Genomic DNA, 16,363 nt, shown 5'->3' on the forward strand with positions numbered 1-16,363 from the left:
GGCGGCCCGCGTGGCGCCGGATGGATCGATGAGCTGCCGGACCAGGGATCGGGAATGAACACTGCGGACAGCGGCGTTAGCGGACGTGGAATCGGTTGATGAGTGATGGAGTCGTTCCGAGCTTGGCCGAATTGGTCGCCTTGCGCGCCGCCGTCAGCGGCCGCCGCAGCGCGCGCCACGGCCGCCACGGCGTCAGCGGACAGGCGCTGTCGCCGCTGCGCGGCCGCGGCATGGAATACGCCGAGTCGCGCGAGTACTCGCACGGCGACGACGCGCGCCACATCGACTGGCGCCTGACCGCGCGCACCGGCCGCGCCCACACGAAATTGTTCCAGGCCGAGCGCGAGCGGCTGACGCTGATCGTCGCCGACACCGCTCCATCGCTGTACTTCGGCACCCGCGTGCGCTTCAAGTCGGTGCAGGCCGCGCGCGCCGGTGCGATCGCCGCCTGGGCCGCGGCACGCGACGGCGACCGCATCGCCGCGCTGCGCGGCAGTCTGCGCGAACCGCCGGTGAACCCGGGCTCGGGCCCGCGCGGCGCCTTGCGCGTGCTCGATGCGATGGTGCGCTGGTACGCACAGGCGCCGGCCGAAGACGCCGGCCTGGGCGTCGCCCTGGATCACGCCGCGCGCTTGTTGCGGCCCGGTTCGCGCCTGATCGTGCTGGCCGACCCGGGCAGTGTCGCGGCCCTGCCGCAGCGCCGCTGGGCGGTGCTGGCGCAGCATCATGAAGTGGTCGTGCTGCTGCTGACCGATCCGATCGAAACCCAACCGCCGCGCGGCACGTTGCCGTTCAGCCGCGACGGCCAGCGGATCGAACTCGACCTGGGCGTGGAAGCGCAGCGCCAGCGCTGGCACGACAGCTTCGTCGCGCCGGTCGAGGTCGCATTGGAAAAACTGCCGGTGCGCGGCGTGCGCGTGCAGGCCTTGTCGAGCGATGCGGCCAGCGAATCCTGGCTGCCGCTGCTGGGCCGCGCGCGGCCGTTGGTGGCGTGATGGCCGCGCCGCTGGTTCTGCGCGATGTGCACCTGCCGGCCGCGCCCTCGTGGTGGCCGCTGGCGCCGGGCTGGTGGGCGCTGATCGCGGCGATCGCGATCGTGTCGATGGCGGCCTATCTGTGGCGCCGTCGCCGCACCCGCCGCCGCCGCGAGATCGAGCAACTCTTCGATCAAACCCTGGCCCAGGCCGCCACGCCCGCGGCCGAGGTCGCGGCGATATCGGAACTGCTGCGCCGCGCCGCGCGCCGTCGCGATCGCGACGCCGACCGCCTGCAGGGCCAGCAGTGGCTTGAATTTCTCGACCGCGGCAGCAAGCGCCAGGATTTCGCCGCCGGCAGCGGCCGTCTGCTGCTCGACGGCGGTTATCGGCGCCAGGTCGATGCCGCCCAGGCCGCGGCCTTGCGCGAGATCGCGCGGCGCCGGTTCCTGCAATGGATGGGCGTGCGCTGATGGCGAGCTTGGCTGTGATGCTTTCGGAATGGCGCGAGGTGTTCGCCTGGCCGTGGTTGCTGGCGGCGCTGCCGTTGCCGCTGTTGGTGCGCTGGCTGCTGCCGGCCGCGCGCGACGGCTCGGCGGCGTTGAAAGTCCCGTTCGGCGCGCGCCTGGATACGGTCGCCGCGGCCGGCGGACGCAGCCTGCGCGGCGGCGCCGGCGCAGGCGCGTTGGCCTGGATCGCGTGGGCGCTGCTGTGCGTGGCCGCGGCGCGGCCGCAGCAATTGGGCGAAGCGATCCGACCGCCCCAGGTCGGCCGCGGCATGATGCTCGCGCTGGATCTGTCCGGCAGCATGAGCGAACTCGACATGAGCCTGGGCCGCCGCGCGGTGGACCGGTTGACCGCGGCCAAGGCCGTGCTCGCGGATTTCCTCGACCGCCGCGTCGGCGACCGCATCGGCCTGGTGGTGTTCGGCAATCACGCCTACGTGCTCGCACCGCTGACCCTGGACCTGGCCACGGTGCGCGATCAACTCGAAGACAGCCTGGTCGGCCTGGCCGGGCAGGAAACCGCGATCGGCGAAGCGATCGGCCTGGCGGTGCGGCGCTTGCGCGACCAACCCAGCGACGAGCGCGTGTTGATCCTGCTCACCGACGGCGTCAACACGCCCGGCACTGCCGACCCGATCCGCGCGGCGGAAATCGCCCGCGACGAAGGCGTGCGCATCCACACCATCGCCTTCGGCGGCGACGGCTCGATGTCGTTGTTCGGAATCAAGATTCCCACCGCCGGCGGCGGCGCGGAAGTCGATGAAGCCGCCCTGCGCCGCATCGCGCAAGTCACCGGCGGGCGTTTCTTTCGCGCCCAGGACACCGCCCAGCTGGTCGGCATCTACGCCGAGATCAATCGCCTGGAACCGGTGCAGCGTCCGGGCAAGGCGGTGCGTCCGCGGCTGGAGCGCTACGCGTGGCCGTTGGGCGGCGCGTTCGTGTTCGCCTTGCTGGCGTTCGCGTGGCCGCGGCGGAGGACGGCATGAATTCGGCCTGGAACGATTTATTCGGCCATCTGGCCCCGCTGATCTGGCTGCGTCCGTATTGGCTGTGGGCCTTGCTCGCGCTGCCGTTGCTGGGCTGGTTGTGGCTGCGCCGCAGCCGCTCGCGCAACGTCTGGCGCGGTCGGGTCGATGCGCATCTGCTGCCGCACTTGCTCGAAGCCGGCGGCGGCCGGCGTTCGAATGTCGCCGCGGTGGCGGCGGCGCTGGCCTATCTGTTCGCGGTGATCGCGATGGCCGGGCCGAGCTGGTCGCAGAGCGCGCAGCCGCTGTGGCAGGGGCAGACGCCGCTGGTGATCGCGCTGGATCTGTCCAGCCGCATGCTCGCCGCCGATCTGCCGCCGACCCGATTGGCGCAGGCCAAGGCCAAGCTGTCGTCGCTGCTGGCGCGTCGCAACGGCGGCCAGATGGCCTTGGTGGTGTATGCCGACGATGCCTATACGGTCGCGCCGCTGACCGACGATCCGCGCAATCTGAGCGTGTTCCTGGATTCGCTCGCGCCCGACATCATGCCCGGCGACGGCCAGCGCGCCGACCGCGCGATCAAATGGTCGGCGCAATTGTTGAAGCAGGGCGGTTTCGCGCGCGGGCAGATTTTGTTGATCACCGATCGCGCCGACAAGCGCGAGCGCAGCGCCGCCAATGCCGCGGCCGGCGACGGTTACCGGGTTTCGGTGCTGGGCCTGGGCAGCAACAGCGGCGCGCCGTTCCAGCGCCCGGACGGACGCATCGTGATGGCGCGCCTGGACCTGGACTCGCTGCGCGCGCTGGCCGCCGAAGGTGAGGGCCGCTACGCCACCATCGCCCGCGACGACAGCGATCTGCGCGAACTCGGCGTGCTCGCGCCCGAGCGCGGCGACGTCGGCGCGGCCCAGGGCGAGAAACGCCTGGCCCGCGAAGACGACGGCTATTGGCTGCTGCCGCTGTTGATGCTGCTGGCGCTGTTGGCGTTCCGTCGCCGCAGCGGCGTCGCCGCGGTCGCGCTGCTGTGCCTGTGGCTGCCGATGGCGCCCGGTCACGCGCAATCGCTGTGGACTCGCGCCGACCAGGCCGCGCACCAACGTATCGCGCAAGGCAATCAGGCCTATCAGCAGGGCCAGTTCGAACAGGCCGCCGATCTGTACAAGCGCAGTGAGGGTGCCGATGCGCAATACAACCTCGGCAACGCGCTGGCGCGTCAAGGGCAGTACCCCGAAGCGATCCAGGCGTACGATCGCGCGCTCAAGCAGCAGCCCGGCATGGCCGATGCGATCGCCAACAAGCGCGCGGTCGAAGCGGCGATGAAGCGCAAGCCGCCGAAGGGCGGCGACGACGCCAAGCAGCCCAATCCCTCCGGCGACAAACCGCAGGAGCAAAAGCCCTCCGACGACGGCAAGGCGCCCAAGCCCGACCAGGGCAAGCCGCAACCCCAGCCGCAGGGCCAGAACGAAAAAGATCCGGCGCAAAACCAGGGCAAGACGCCGGCCGACGACAAGGAAGCCCAACGCAAGGCCGACGCCGAGCAGCGCGAGCGCATGCAGCGCGAGCTCGAACGCCAGGCTAAAGAAGGCGACAAGGGGCCCAAGGGCGAACGCGAACCGGCGCGCACGCCGGCGCAGCGCGAGCGCCGGCAGGCCAACGACGCCTGGCTCAAGCGCGTGCCCGACGACCCGGGCAGCCTGCTGCGGGAAAAATTCAAGATCGAATACGCCCGGCGCCAGATGTCGGCGTTGGAAGGAGATTGAGGCCGATGCCGCGTTACTTGCTTAAATTCGCGCTGTGCCTGCTGCTGGCCGGCTTCAGCGGCGGCGTGTTCGCGCAGACGCGCGCCTGGCTCGATCGCGACAGCGTCCGCGCCGGCGAGACCGTCACGCTCAACGTGGAATCCGACGGCAACGTCGGCGGCGGGCCGGACTATTCGCCGCTGTACGAAGATTTCGAACCCCTCGACAGCAAGTCCAGTACCCGCATCGAACCGGGCAACGGCGGCATGGTGGCGCGCAGCCGCTACGTGCTGACCCTGCGGCCCAAGCGCAGCGGGCGGCTCACCGTGGCGGCGCTGCGCGTGGGCGGGGTCTACACCAAGCCGTTGAATCTGTATGTCGAACCCGAGCCGGCGGACACGCAGCCGGCGATCGCCTCCAGCGCGCAGGTGTTCGTCGAGGTCGTGCCCGACGACGAAAGCCCCTACGTGCAGCAGGCGGTGGGTTGGCTGGTGCGGCTGTATTCGTCGGTGCCCATCGTCGGCGGCAAGCTCGACCAGCCGGTGCCCGACGGCGCCTCGCTGATGAAGATCGGCGACGACGCCCAGTACGAACGCAACATCGGCGGCAACACCTACACCGTGGTCGAGCGCCGCTATCTGCTGGTGCCCGAGCGCAGCGGCCGGATGAGCGTGCCGCCGGCGGCGTTCGACGGCCGCAGCGCGCCGAGCCTGATCGATCAGCTGGTCGGCGGCGGCGGCGATCCGCAGCACGCGCGCAGCAAGTCGCGCGTGCTCAACGTGCGGCCGGTGCCGGCCAACGCGCCGCAGCCGTGGCTGCCATTGCGCAGTCTGGATCTGCGCTACCGCACCACGCCGCAGCAACTGCGCATGGGCAACGCCGCCAGCGTGGTGGTCGAGGCCACTGTCGATGGCGCGAGCCTGGCGCAGTTGCCGGAATTGCAGTTGCCGCCGATCGACGGCGTGCAGGTATTCGCCGAACCGGTGCAGGCCGACGAAGGCTTCACCGGCGGCCGTCCGCGGGTGAAGCTGACGCGCAAATTCTCGCTGGTGCCGGCGCGCGAAGGGCCGGTGCATCTGGACGGTCTGCGCCTGGATTGGTGGGACGTGGCCGCCGGCACCGCGCGCAGCGCGAGCCTGCCGGCGCTGAACTGGACGGTCACGCCGGCCTCGGGCGCGGCGACCGGCGCGACCGGCATGGCCCGCGCCACCGGCCAGGCCGCGGATGCCGCGGGTGGCGATGGCAACGCCGCCAGCGGCGCGGTCGGCGCGAGCGGCGCGGCGACCTCGGGCGGCACCGGTTGGGCGATCGCGGCGGTGCTGTTCGCGTTGCTGTGGCTGGCGACGCTGCTGTGGGCGCTGCACCTGCGCGCGTTCGCCGCGGCCAAGCCGGCGACGCAGCAGACGGCCGGAACCGAGGCCGCGGCCTTGACCTTGAACTTGCCGGCTCTGCGTCAGCTGATCGACGTCGGCGATTTCGACCACATCGCCAGCGTGCTGCGCGGGCTCGCGCGCCCGCCCGCCCGCGACGACGACGAACTGATCGAACGGCTGGCCGATCCGGGCCAGCGCGAGGCCGTGCAGGCGCTGCGCCGCGCGCGCTGGGGCGGCGGCGACGGCGTGGCCGCGCGCACCGCGTTGCGCGCGGCGTTCGCCAAGGCGCCGCAGTGGCGGCAGGCGCAGGGCGAGGCGGCTTCGCCGCTGGCACCGCTTTATCCGGTGAGTAAGTAGAGGCACGAGCAAATCCCCCTCTGGCCCCCTTTTTCAAAGGGGGGAGACTTCGATGTGAGGACTCGGGGTCTGGGGGCTCAGTGGCTTACTCATCGATGCGGGCATCTTCACGCTCTCACACATCCGCCAGAGCGAGTTCCCCCCTTGAAAAAGGGGGGCAGGGGGGATTTGCTTCACCCACAAAAAGCCCCCGCCAACCCCTGGTGTATCCTGCCCGCTGTTTTGGCCAGGCCGGATAAATGAGCGAAACCTCCAACCCGGGCAAGAAACTGCCGCTGCACTGGAAGATGGCGATCGGCTTCGCGGCCGGTCTGATCCTGGGGCTGATCGTCTACGCCGCCGGCATCGGCAGCGTGACCTGGGCGCAATTGGCCGGCGACGCCTGCCCGGCGCTCGCGCCCGGCGCGGAACTGGGCTGGCAATGCCGCCCGCTGCTCAAGCTGTTCACCGAAATCGTCACCGCGCCGGCCGGCGAGATCTTCCTGCGCCTGATCTTCATGCTGGTGATCCCGCTGCTGTTCTCGGCCCTGGTCATGGGCGTGAGCGAGATGGGCGACATCCGCTCCTTCGGCCGCGTGGGTTGGCGCACCCTGGGCCTGACTGTGATCATGTCCGGTCTGGCGGTGGTGCTCGGCCTGGTCATGGTCAACATCTTCCAGCCCGGCGCCGGCGTCGATCCGGCCCAGGCCCAGCAGTTGATGAGCGAGAACGCCGAGCGCACGCAAAGCATCGTCGCCGGCAGCGCGCATGCCCCCAAGGGCATCCAGATGCTGATCTCGATCGTGCCCGACAACGTCATCAAGGCCGCCGCCGACGACGCGATTCTGGCGGTGATGTTCTTCGCCCTGATGATCGGCGTCGGCACCGTGCTGACCCGTTCCAAGGCGGTGGATACGCTGCGCGAAGGCATCCAGGGCCTGTTCGATATTTCGATGACCCTGATCGGCCTGGTGATCAAGCTGGCGCCGTACGCGGTGTTCTGCTTCATGTTCAACCTGGCCTCGGCGTTCGGCTGGGACCTGCTGTTCAAGCTGGCCAAGTACGTGGCCGTGGTGGTCGCGGCGCTGGCCATCCACCTGTTCGTGGTCTATTCGCTGGCGCTCAAATTCATCGGCGGCCGCTCGCCGCTGGAGTTCTTCAAGGGCGCGCAGGAAGCGATGGTGCTGGCGTTCTCCACCGCGTCCAGCAACGCGACCCTGCCGACCGCGCTGCGCGTGGCCGACGAACTCAAACTGCCGCGGCGCATCTCGCGCTTCGTGCTCACCGTCGGCGCGACCGCGAACCAGAACGGCACCGCCTTGTTCGAAGGCGTCACGGTGATCTTCCTGGCGCAGTTCTTCGGCGTCGATCTGAGCCTGGGCCAGCAGGTCATGGTGATGTTGGTGTGCATCCTCGGCGGCATCGGCACGGCCGGCGTTCCGTCGGGCTCGTTGCCGGTGGTGGCGATGATCTGCGCCATGGTCAAGGTGCCGCCGGAAGGCATCGGCCTGATCCTGGGCGTCAACCACTTCCTGGACATGTGCCGGACCACGCTGAACGTCACCGGCGATATCGCCATCGCCGCGATGGTTTCGCGCGGGGTCGAAGACACGCCGGCGGAGCAGTTGGCCGATTGAGTCGGACCAAGCTGCGAGAAACGAAAAACCCGCCGGTTCGGCGGGTTTTTTCTGGGCTGGCCTTCAGCGGATGTGGGAGAGCCTTCAGGCCCGATGTTTTTTGCTCAGCTCGCCACGCGGCATCGGATCGGAAAGCATCGGGCCTGAAGGCCCTCCCACAAAAGCCGGCCCTCCAACTAGAGCAAGGGCCCTCCCGCACCGCCGGCCATGCCGATCCTGTCAATTTGCCAGCCCCGACCGGCCCTGCGCGCCTGAACCGGCGGCGTCGCGCCACGGTTCGGGGCGACATCGCCGCCCCGGGATGGGACAATGCCGGCTCTTCGCCGCGTCCCGCCCGCCTCCGGGACCGGCTTCCCAGCTCCGCCTTTCCAGCCTTCGCAGACCCTCATGACGACGCCCAGCCGCCGCGACCTCGCCAACGCCATCCGATTCCTCGCCATCGACGCGGTGCAGGCCGCCAACTCCGGTCATCCCGGCATGCCGATGGGCATGGCCGACATCGCCGAAGTGCTGTGGAACGACTACCTCAGCCACAACCCGGCCGACCCGAAGTGGTTGAACCGCGACCGCTTCATCCTCTCCAACGGCCACGGCTCGATGCTGCAGTACGCGCTGCTGCATCTGTCCGGCTACGACCTGCCGATCGAAGAGCTCAAGCGCTTCCGCCAGTTGCATTCGCGCACCCCGGGCCATCCGGAAAACTTCGAAACCCCCGGTATCGAGACCACTACCGGTCCGCTCGGCCAGGGCTTCGCCAACGCGGTCGGCATGGCGCTGGGCGAGAAGTTGCTGGCCCAGCATTTCAATCGCGAAGGCCACGACATCATCGATCACCGCACCTGGGTGTTCATGGGCGACGGCTGCCTGATGGAAGGCATCTCGCACGAAGCCGCCTCGCTGGCCGGCACCTGGGGCCTGCACAAGCTGGTCGCGTTCTGGGATGACAACAAGATCTCCATCGACGGCAATACCGACGGCTGGTTCACCGACGACACCCCGGCGCGCTTCGAGGCCTACGGTTGGCGCGTGATCCGCAACGTCAACGGCCAGGACGCGGTCGAGATCAAGACCGCGATCGACACCGCGCTCAAGCACGACGACAAGCCGACGCTGATCTGCTGCCGCACCACCATCGGCTTCGGCTCGCCCGGCAAGGCCGGCAAGGAATCCTCGCACGGCGCGCCGCTGGGCAAGGATGAAATCGTTGCCACCCGCGCCGCGTTGAACTGGCCCTACGCCGAATTCGAAATCCCGCAGGACATCTACGGCGGCTGGCGCGCGCGCGATCACGCCGCCGCGCAGCAGCAGTGGCAGCAGGCCTTCGACGCCTACGCCGCGCAGTTCCCGGCCGAAGCGGCGGAACTGCTGCGCCGGATCCAGGGCGAACTGCCGCAAGGCTTCCTCGAGCAGGCCGACGCCTACATCGCCAAGCTGCAGGCCGAAGGCCCGACCATCGCCTCGCGCAAGGCCTCGCAGATGGCGATCGAAGCCTTCGCGCCGCAGCTGCCGGAACTCATCGGCGGCTCGGCCGATCTGGCCCATTCCAACCTGACGTTGTGGAAGGCCAGCAAGTCGGTCGCCAGCAGCGATCCGAACGCCAACTACGTGTATTACGGCGTGCGCGAATTCGCCATGACCGCGATCAGCAACGGTCTGCAACTGCACGGCGGTTTCATCCCGTTCGACGCCACCTTCCTGGTGTTCAGCGACTACGCCCGCAATGCGGTGCGCATGAGCGCGCTGATGGGCGCGCACGTGATCCACGTCTATACCCACGACTCGATCGGCCTGGGCGAAGACGGCCCGACCCATCAGCCGATCGAACACATGGCCTCGCTGCGCTACATCCCGCACAACGACCTGTGGCGTCCGTGCGACGCGGTCGAGTCGGTGGTGTCGTGGAAGGCCGCGATCGCGCGCGCCGACGGCCCGAGTTGCCTGGTGTTCTCGCGCCAGAACCTGATGCATCAGCCGCGCACGGCCGAGCAGGTCGCGCAGATCGAACGCGGCGGCTACGTGCTGCGCGACAGCCAGGGCACCCCGGACGTGATCCTGATCGCGACCGGTTCGGAAGTCGGCCTCGCCACCCAGGCCGCCGACGTGCTGACCGGCGAAGGCGTGAAGGTGCGCGTGGTGTCGATGCCCTCGACCGACGTGTTCGACCGCCAGCCGCAGGACTACCGCGAATCGGTGCTGCCCAACGCCGTGCGCAAGCGCGTGGCGATCGAAGCGGGCATCACCGACTTCTGGCGCAAGTACGTCGGCCTGGACGGCGAGGTGGTCGGCATCGACCGCTTCGGCGCATCGGCGCCGGCCGAGGCGTTGTTCCCGTACTTCGGCTTCACCGTCGAACGCGTGGTCGCTACGGTCAAGACGCTGGGCTGATCCGGCACGGCTGCGCCGCCGCGCCGGTCGATCGCGATCGCGGGCAGGCGGCGGAAACATCGCTGGGCACGAAACGGGGACCGCCAGTGTCCCCGTTTTCGTTGGCGCGGCCCCGGTCGCGGGCTTACAGTGCACGCCAAAGACAAACTTACCGTACCGAGATACTGCCTATAATGTGCCCGCCAACGGTTGCGCGATGTCCGATCGCGCACCGTCCCGCGCAGGCGAGGGCATCGCCGGACACCGTGCGGGGCGTTCGCTCACCGCCGTGGAATCCGCCTACATGCCGCAAGACCCGCAAGCGCTGCCGCGCCTGCCGCAACTCGACGCCCTGCGCGGACTGGCCGCGTTGTACGTGGTGCTCTACCACGTCATGGCCATGCCCGATCCCGATCTGCAGGTTCCCGCCGCGGCGCTGCCGATCGTCGGCATGGGCGGCAGCGGCGTGGTGCTGTTCTTCGTGATGAGCGCGTTCTCGCTGTGCATGACCTGGCCGCGCCATGTCGCCAGCGGATTGCCGCTGCGCAGTTTCTACCTGAGCCGCTTGTTCCGTATCGCGCCGCTGTTGTTGGTGCTGCTCGCGGTGATGGTGTTGCGCGACCAGTTGCGCCAGCCCGCGCGCTACGGCGCGAGCGAGATCGGCTGGAACCTGTCGATGCTGTTCGGCCTGTCGCCGCAGTGGCAGGCCGGGATCGTCATGGGCAGCTGGACCATCGGCGTGGAGATGCTGTTCTACGCCGTGTTTCCGCTGCTGGCGCTGTACGCGCGGCGATTGTTCGCGCAACTGGCACTGCTGGCGGCGAGCTACGCGCTTGCGCAGTGGGCCGCGCTGGCGGCGCCGCCGTCGCTGGCCTTCCTAGGAAACGGCTACGGCTTGCTCACCCAGATGCCGATCTTCGTGCTCGGCTGCGTCGTGTTCGGCCTGTGGCGGCGCTTGCGCAAACGGCCGCCGGTGCAGCGCCGCGCCATCGGCCTGGGCGCGTTGGCGTTGGGCGCCGCTGGATTGGCGGCGCTGGTCTATGGCGGCTTGCCTGCGAGCCGTTGGGCGACGTTGTGGCACCTCAGCGCGCTCGGTTACGCACTGGTGTTGCTGGGCTTGCTGCTGGCCGGCGAGAGCGGTGGCGTGCGATCGTTCGCCGGCGTTTTGACCGGCGCGGTGGTCGGCATGCTGGTCAACCGCATCACCTGCTTCCTCGGCGCGATCAGCTACTCACTGTATTTGCTGCACCCGTTCGTCGTCTCGCGCCTGTACGGGGTATTCGCGCGCCTGTACGCGGCGTTGCCGGATAGCGCGGCCTACGCGGCTTGCCTGGCGCTGAGCCTGGCCCTGGCGATCCCGGTGTCGTGGCTGACGTATCGCTTGGTGGAACTGCCGGGGATGCGCTGGGGCCGACGCGCGTTCGAGCGGACGAAGGCATCGCGGGCGGTGGCGAGCGCGGCGGCGTGATCCCGGCTGGCGCGCCTCCACGGCCGCCGTCCTGGACTTGGAAGCGCAGTCGGCCGTTGCGGGCCGTGAAGCGTCGAAGGCCGTGCCGCGCCGGCCTGCTCAGATCCGCACCATCGCGCGCTGACGCTGGCGCAGCAGGCTGATCGTGAGCACCGCCGCGAGCAGCGCGGTGGTGACCACGAAGATGCCCACGCCCAGGTAGCCGCCGCTGACGCCGCCAGCGGTGGCCGCGCTGCCGGCCTGGTTCGGCACGAAGCTGGCCGCGAGCATGCCGGTGTAGTGCATGCCGCACACGGCCACGCCCATCACCAGCGCGCTGCCGAGCATCTGGCCCCAGCCGCGCAGGTTGAAGGCCAGCCACAGGGCGACGATGGAGGCGACGATCGCGATCGCCGCCGAAGCCATCACCAGCGTGCTGTCGTAGACGGTGTCGGCCGGCATCAGCATCGCGGCCATGCCGGCGTAGTGCATGCCGGTCACGCCCAGGCCCATCAGCACGCCGCCGATGATGAGCTTGCCCCAGTTGAATACGCCGGTGCCGGCGATGCCCAGTCCGGCCATGCACGAAACCACCGCGACCACCGCCGAGCCCAGCGTGATCGGCAGGTCGTAGGTGACCTCCACGTTCATGCGGCAGGCGAGCATGGCGATGAAGTGCATGGCCCAGATCGCGCCGCCGCCCATCGCGGCGCCCGCGGAGACCACGGCGCGTCGGCGCGCCGCGCCGGTGGCGCTTGGGATGGCGATCGCCAACTGCAGGGCGGTGAACGAGCCCAGTACCGACACCAGATAGGACAGCACGACCAGCAATGGATTGTGAGTGCATTGGATCGCTTGATCGAGCGGCATGACGAACTCCCTTGTTCAACGGCTTGGGGACGGACTGAGGTAGGCGGTTTTCGTCCGGGCGCCGTCCCGCGCCGAGGCGATATCCGTGCCGCGTGTGGCGCCGTGGCCGTCCTGCCGCGACGTTCGACCGGTCCGTTCGGTCAAGTGAGGAACTCGAACCGGCACGTCTCCGCGCCGGTGTTGCGGCATTGGCTTTCCACGACGTGCACGTGGGCGCCGTGCTGGCCTTCCAGCAGCCCGCCGAGCATGCCGCGCAGGAAATGGCAGCATTCCCCAGGCGAATTGCGATGGCAGAAGGGGCTGTTGCGCACGTACAAGGCGCCCTCGCGCAGGTCGGTCTGGAGCAACTGGCGCATCGCCGGCAAGGCGATGCGGCGCACCGAGTCGGCCAGCGGCAACTGTCCGCCGAGGGCGAAATCGCGTTTGTAGACCCACGCACCCACGCGATGGCCGATGTAGCGTAAGGTCGGCTCGCGCTGCGTCGGTGGCAGGTCGCGTTCCAGCGCCACCAGTTGCAGCAGGATGTTGGGATAGCCGCGGGCGAGTTGCGACAGCAGGATCTCGATTCGCTGCGAATCGACGAGCGCGACCGCCGGCGCGACCGCCGGTGCGCGAGCCAGCGCGGGAGCCGCTTGCCGTGCCGGCGTCGCGCCGAGGTTCGCGCGCGGATCGGGATGGGCGAAGTCGTCGCCGCGTGAAGATTCGAAGCTGCGCACCTGGGCATGCGTGCCCAGCGCATCTTCCAACACCAGCAACTGCTCCACCGGACCGCGTGCCATCATCTTCAGCACGGTGCCTTCATCGCTGTTGAGCGCGCTGTGGCGAAGCAGAGTGAAGCCATTGGCGGCGATCACTTGCCCCAATGCCAGCAGCAGACCCTCGCGGCGCTCGGAAACCACCCGAAACTCGACATCGATCATTCGCAAATTCCCATCCTCAACGCGGATCCGTGCCGCTCCTTCGACTGATTCGCGTGTCGCGGCGCCCGCTTGCGCTCAAAGGCGCGCGATGGGCGTTACTTCGATAGGAACTCCAGCAAGGATCGTGGAGACATCTGAGCGATGTCAACGCGTCAAAACGCGCGCGAGTGGATCGTGAATGGAAATTTTCCGCGCGGCGGATGCATGCAACCGACTACGCGAAGCCGATTGGGGCGGCCTGTGTGAAGCGGGTTCTGGTGCGGCTCGTTCTCCGCAAAAAAAATGCGGTCAGGCAGTGCGTGAGATGCTATTTCCGCTTTGCGACGAATGGCGATGAAAAAGTCGGGCAGACAGGCGATCGTTGCCTGATCGCGCCACTTGGAAGCGCGATTCGACGACGAGCGCATGCGCTCGCCATATGGCGCCTGGCCGATGCCGTGGCTTCATCCCGTTGCGGAATCATGGCAACTGTCGCGACTGCGCCGGTTTTTTCGCGCGGCTGTCCGGCGCTCGATGCCGTATCGACGCTGTCGTGGAAGTCGAAGCCCGCGTCGTCTGGAAAATTCCGCCGGCGATGTGCTTGGGTGCCATCGCTGTGCGCACTAGTACGCATAAGTCTGCACATCCATCTCGTGATCACCGAAACGGCGCGCGTCGGAAAGGTATGCCATCAAGTGAAGCGAATAACGCCATTGTCGCCAATATGGGGTGCGGGATTGAATCGTTCGCAGGCGATTGGCGAGCAATAGAACTTCCAAAACTGGCACAAGATGCAGGTTCGCAACGAAAGCCGATGAAGCGAGGCTTTATCCGCCCGAACGTCGCGCGCGGTCGTTCGGCCCGCGGATCTGCGCCGATCCGCGCCGTTGGCCCGAGGCCGGATGCGTTCCCGGGCGTGCCGGCGAAAGGGGGCGGGCGCGAATGTTTTCGCCGAGCGCAGGCGGTGCCGACACCCGGGCCGGCGCCTCCCGGGTCATGCGGTCTTGCGTAGCGCCAGCGCGATCAGACGGGCTTCCACTCGCTCGCCGAGCCCGGCGGGCCGTTCCAGTGCCATGCGTTGCATCGCTTCTGCATCTCTTGTCCCCGATGACGACAACGCCTCCAACACGGTGCGCACCTTGGCGCCGGTGGTGGCGGTGTTGGCCTTGAGCCACGTCAAGGCTTTCACCAGCCGCTGTTCGACCGCGGTGAAATCGCTGCCGAGCGGGTAGTCGGGCAGCACGCCCTCGGCGCGCAGCGGCGCCAGCGCGGCGTGCAGGCGCTGCGGGCTGTTGCGCTCGCTCAGGCGATAGCGCGCCGGTGACAGCTTGGCGTGGCCCATCGCGGCCTGCAGCAGCGGGAGCTGATGGCCGCTGGCGGCGATGCCGGCCATCGCCAGGACGCAGTCCTCGTCGGTCTTGCCGCGCAGGTCGGCGATGCCGTACTCGGTGATGTAGATATCGCGCAGATGGCGGGGGATGGTCGTCTGCGGATAATTCCAGATCACGTTCGAACGGGTTTCGCCGCCGCTATCGCGGGTCGCGCGCAACATCAGCACCGAGCGCGCATCGGGCAGCGCGTGCGCCATCGCCACGAAGTTGTATTGCCCGCCGACGCCGGATACCACGCGGCCGTCGTCGAGCGTATCCGACACCGCCGCGCCGAGCGCGGTGGCCATCATGCAGCTGTTGAAGAAGCGCGCGTCGCGGCGTTGCAGGCGTTCGAGGGTTTCGTTGCCGCCGTAGAGCTCGTTGACTTCGCTGATGCGGCGCATGCTGACGCCGCGCTGCTGATCGGCGGGCATGTGGCGCAGCCAGTCGTAGAAATCCGGCGAGCCCAGATAGAAGCCGCCTTGCAGGAACTCGCCTTCGCGATCGAGTCGCTGCAGATCCTCGGCGCCGGCGGTGCCGTCGTGCAGGCGGCGCATCAGCTCCAGATCATCGACGACCTTGCGTTTGATCACGCCGACTTCGACCAGGCGGCGGAAGCCTTCGTTGATCATTTCGCTACAGCCAAAAAGCCCAATCTGAAATGACCCAAGCGGCGCAACTTGCGCCTTCGCGTTACGGTGGTCGGTGAGGTCACCCTCACCCGAAGCGGTGCCTACGAATCTGTCGTCTTGCGCCTTCGCGTTACGGTGGTCGGTGAGGTCACCCTCACCCGAAGCGGTGCCTACGAATCTCTCACCCGGCGCCATCACGTTACGGTCTCCGCTGAGGTTCCCCTCAACCGAAGCGGCGTCTCCAATCCCCAACGCCTCAATCACCCGCAAATACGCCGAATTATCCGTATGCCGCAACGCCAACGCATGGCATAAGGCGTCGGCCAGCGTACCGATGCCGATCTGCAGCGTCCCACCGTCGCGCACCAGGGTGCTGGCGTAGAAACCGATCGCGTAGTCGGCGTCGCTGACCGGTTGCCGCGGCAGCCCGAACAGTTTCGGATGCGGGCCCGGCGGCGTCACCACCGCATCGAAGAACGAGGCCTCGACCGCGGCGCTGCCGCCCAGCCACGGCAACTGCGGATCGACTTCGGCGATCAATAGCGGCCGCGGCAGGCCGCGCGCGACGATCGCATCGACCGCGTCGAAGGTCAGGTCGGTATTGCACGACAACGACAGCCGCGTGCCGCCGGCGGGATCGGCCGCGACCTTCTGCACGATCGCGTTGACGCCGCGATCAGCCAGGGCGCGCGCGACGTGGGTGTAGTTGAGGCTGGCGTAACGGCGCTGGGTCGCGCTGGCGTTGAGCAGCGAGCCCGATTGCAGATAGAACTCCTCGATCTCGATGTGCTCGGGCAGGGCGTTGCGCTTGAGCGCCTGCACATAGCGCAGGCGCGGAAAGTCGTCGCCGAAATGGCGCTGCGCGAACGGCCCGATGAAGCGTCCTTCCAGACCCTTGCCCGCGCCCGGCGGGTCCAGCGACAGTGCCGTGTACAGGCGCAGCGGCCGCTGGGGCTCGCGTTCGGCGCGCTCGTACAAGGCGTTGAGCAGGCGATGCGGCTTGCCCAGGCCGAGCGGCGCGCCGACGTGCAGCGCGCCGGGCAGGCGCTGGTAGAGAAAGTCGATGGCGTCGGCCAGGGAGTCGAAATGCAGGGGCGGGTTCATACGCGCCAGTATGGCACCGGCCCCGCGAACGCGATGAGCAGGCCGCCCGGCCTCGTGATGTCGGCGGCGACCGTCAGGCGGGCAGGCGATAAACGGAGGCATTGCCCCACATGCGCAGGGACGGCGCCGGGGCCGTCCCGCGGCTCC

12 protein-coding genes are annotated in these 16,363 nt (G+C 68.6%); 9 read left to right on the forward strand and 3 right to left on the reverse strand.

Annotated elements, in window-relative coordinates; all coding sequences use genetic code 11:
- Positions 1 to 98: 98 nt before the first annotated feature.
- From LG3211_RS04425 to LG3211_RS04460, 8 genes are all read left to right on the forward strand, one after another.
- Positions 99 to 995, forward strand: a complete 897-nt coding sequence (locus LG3211_RS04425) for a DUF58 domain-containing protein (RefSeq protein WP_057941767.1) — start codon at positions 99 to 101, stop codon at positions 993 to 995.
- On the forward strand, positions 992 to 1,447 hold the full coding sequence (locus tag LG3211_RS04430) for a DUF4381 domain-containing protein (RefSeq protein WP_386791823.1): 456 nt from the start codon (positions 992 to 994) through the stop codon (positions 1,445 to 1,447). The genes LG3211_RS04425 and LG3211_RS04430 overlap by 4 nt, the downstream gene beginning before the upstream one ends.
- The gene (locus tag LG3211_RS04435) at positions 1,447 to 2,466 is read left to right on the forward strand and encodes a vWA domain-containing protein (RefSeq protein WP_057945267.1); all 1,020 of its coding nucleotides are present in this window, start codon (positions 1,447 to 1,449) and stop codon (positions 2,464 to 2,466) included. The genes LG3211_RS04430 and LG3211_RS04435 overlap by 1 nt, the downstream gene beginning before the upstream one ends.
- A complete protein-coding gene (locus LG3211_RS04440; RefSeq protein WP_057945268.1) occupies positions 2,463 to 4,205 on the forward strand; it encodes a VWA domain-containing protein in 1,743 nt (580 codons plus the stop codon). Before LG3211_RS04435 ends, LG3211_RS04440 begins: the two co-directional genes overlap by 4 nt.
- Positions 4,206 to 4,210: 5 nt before the next feature.
- The gene (locus tag LG3211_RS04445) at positions 4,211 to 5,914 is read left to right on the forward strand and encodes a BatD family protein (protein ID WP_057941769.1); all 1,704 of its coding nucleotides are present in this window, start codon (positions 4,211 to 4,213) and stop codon (positions 5,912 to 5,914) included.
- 239 nt (positions 5,915 to 6,153) lie between these two features.
- Positions 6,154 to 7,530 (forward strand): dicarboxylate/amino acid:cation symporter, encoded by a 1,377-nt coding sequence (locus tag LG3211_RS04450; protein ID WP_057941770.1) that lies wholly within the window; start codon positions 6,154 to 6,156, stop codon positions 7,528 to 7,530.
- 387 nt (positions 7,531 to 7,917) lie between these two features.
- On the forward strand, positions 7,918 to 9,915 hold the full coding sequence (tkt, locus tag LG3211_RS04455; RefSeq protein WP_057941771.1) for a transketolase: 1,998 nt from the start codon (positions 7,918 to 7,920) through the stop codon (positions 9,913 to 9,915).
- 196 nt (positions 9,916 to 10,111) lie between these two features.
- Positions 10,112 to 11,362, forward strand: a complete 1,251-nt coding sequence (locus LG3211_RS04460) for an acyltransferase family protein (protein WP_083512304.1) — start codon at positions 10,112 to 10,114, stop codon at positions 11,360 to 11,362.
- A gap of 99 nt (positions 11,363 to 11,461) precedes the next feature.
- Here LG3211_RS04460 and LG3211_RS04465 read toward each other — a convergent pair whose 3' ends face one another.
- A complete protein-coding gene (locus tag LG3211_RS04465; RefSeq protein WP_057941773.1) occupies positions 11,462 to 12,211 on the reverse strand; it encodes an MHYT domain-containing protein in 750 nt (249 codons plus the stop codon).
- 140 nt (positions 12,212 to 12,351) lie between these two features.
- The gene (locus LG3211_RS04470) at positions 12,352 to 13,131 is read right to left on the reverse strand and encodes a V4R domain-containing protein (protein WP_057941774.1); all 780 of its coding nucleotides are present in this window, start codon (positions 13,129 to 13,131) and stop codon (positions 12,352 to 12,354) included.
- A gap of 167 nt (positions 13,132 to 13,298) precedes the next feature.
- On the opposite strand from LG3211_RS04470, the gene LG3211_RS25405 reads away from it, so the two are divergent.
- Complete coding sequence (locus LG3211_RS25405) at positions 13,299 to 13,880, forward strand: hypothetical protein (protein WP_148648742.1); 582 nt, start codon at positions 13,299 to 13,301, stop codon at positions 13,878 to 13,880.
- Between the two features lie 224 nt (positions 13,881 to 14,104).
- Here LG3211_RS25405 and LG3211_RS26980 read toward each other — a convergent pair whose 3' ends face one another.
- Positions 14,105 to 16,216 (reverse strand): acetyl-CoA hydrolase/transferase C-terminal domain-containing protein, encoded by a 2,112-nt coding sequence (locus LG3211_RS26980; protein ID WP_083512305.1) that lies wholly within the window; start codon positions 16,214 to 16,216, stop codon positions 14,105 to 14,107.
- Positions 16,217 to 16,363: the final 147 nt, after the last annotated feature.

It is taken from the genome of Lysobacter gummosus (genome assembly GCF_001442805.1).
Taxonomy (GTDB): Bacteria; Pseudomonadota; Gammaproteobacteria; order Xanthomonadales; family Xanthomonadaceae; genus Lysobacter; species Lysobacter gummosus.

Excerpts from the sequence above, each read along its gene's own strand:
- LG3211_RS04425 (WP_057941767.1), top strand. The coding sequence starts at position 99 with ATGAGTGATGGAGTCGTTCCGAGCTTGGCCGAATTGGTCGCCTTGCGC.
- LG3211_RS04435 (WP_057945267.1), top strand. The coding sequence starts at position 1,447 with ATGGCGAGCTTGGCTGTGATGCTTTCGGAATGGCGCGAGGTGTTCGCC.
- LG3211_RS04440 (WP_057945268.1), top strand. The coding sequence starts at position 2,463 with ATGAATTCGGCCTGGAACGATTTATTCGGCCATCTGGCCCCGCTGATC.
- LG3211_RS04445 (WP_057941769.1), top strand. The coding sequence starts at position 4,211 with ATGCCGCGTTACTTGCTTAAATTCGCGCTGTGCCTGCTGCTGGCCGGC.
- LG3211_RS04450 (WP_057941770.1), top strand. The coding sequence starts at position 6,154 with ATGAGCGAAACCTCCAACCCGGGCAAGAAACTGCCGCTGCACTGGAAG.
- tkt (WP_057941771.1), top strand. The coding sequence starts at position 7,918 with ATGACGACGCCCAGCCGCCGCGACCTCGCCAACGCCATCCGATTCCTC.
- LG3211_RS04460 (WP_083512304.1), top strand. The coding sequence starts at position 10,112 with ATGTCCGATCGCGCACCGTCCCGCGCAGGCGAGGGCATCGCCGGACAC.
- LG3211_RS04465 (WP_057941773.1), bottom strand. The coding sequence starts at position 12,211 with ATGCCGCTCGATCAAGCGATCCAATGCACTCACAATCCATTGCTGGTC.
- LG3211_RS04470 (WP_057941774.1), bottom strand. The coding sequence starts at position 13,131 with ATGATCGATGTCGAGTTTCGGGTGGTTTCCGAGCGCCGCGAGGGTCTG.
- LG3211_RS26980 (WP_083512305.1), bottom strand. The coding sequence starts at position 16,216 with ATGAACCCGCCCCTGCATTTCGACTCCCTGGCCGACGCCATCGACTTT.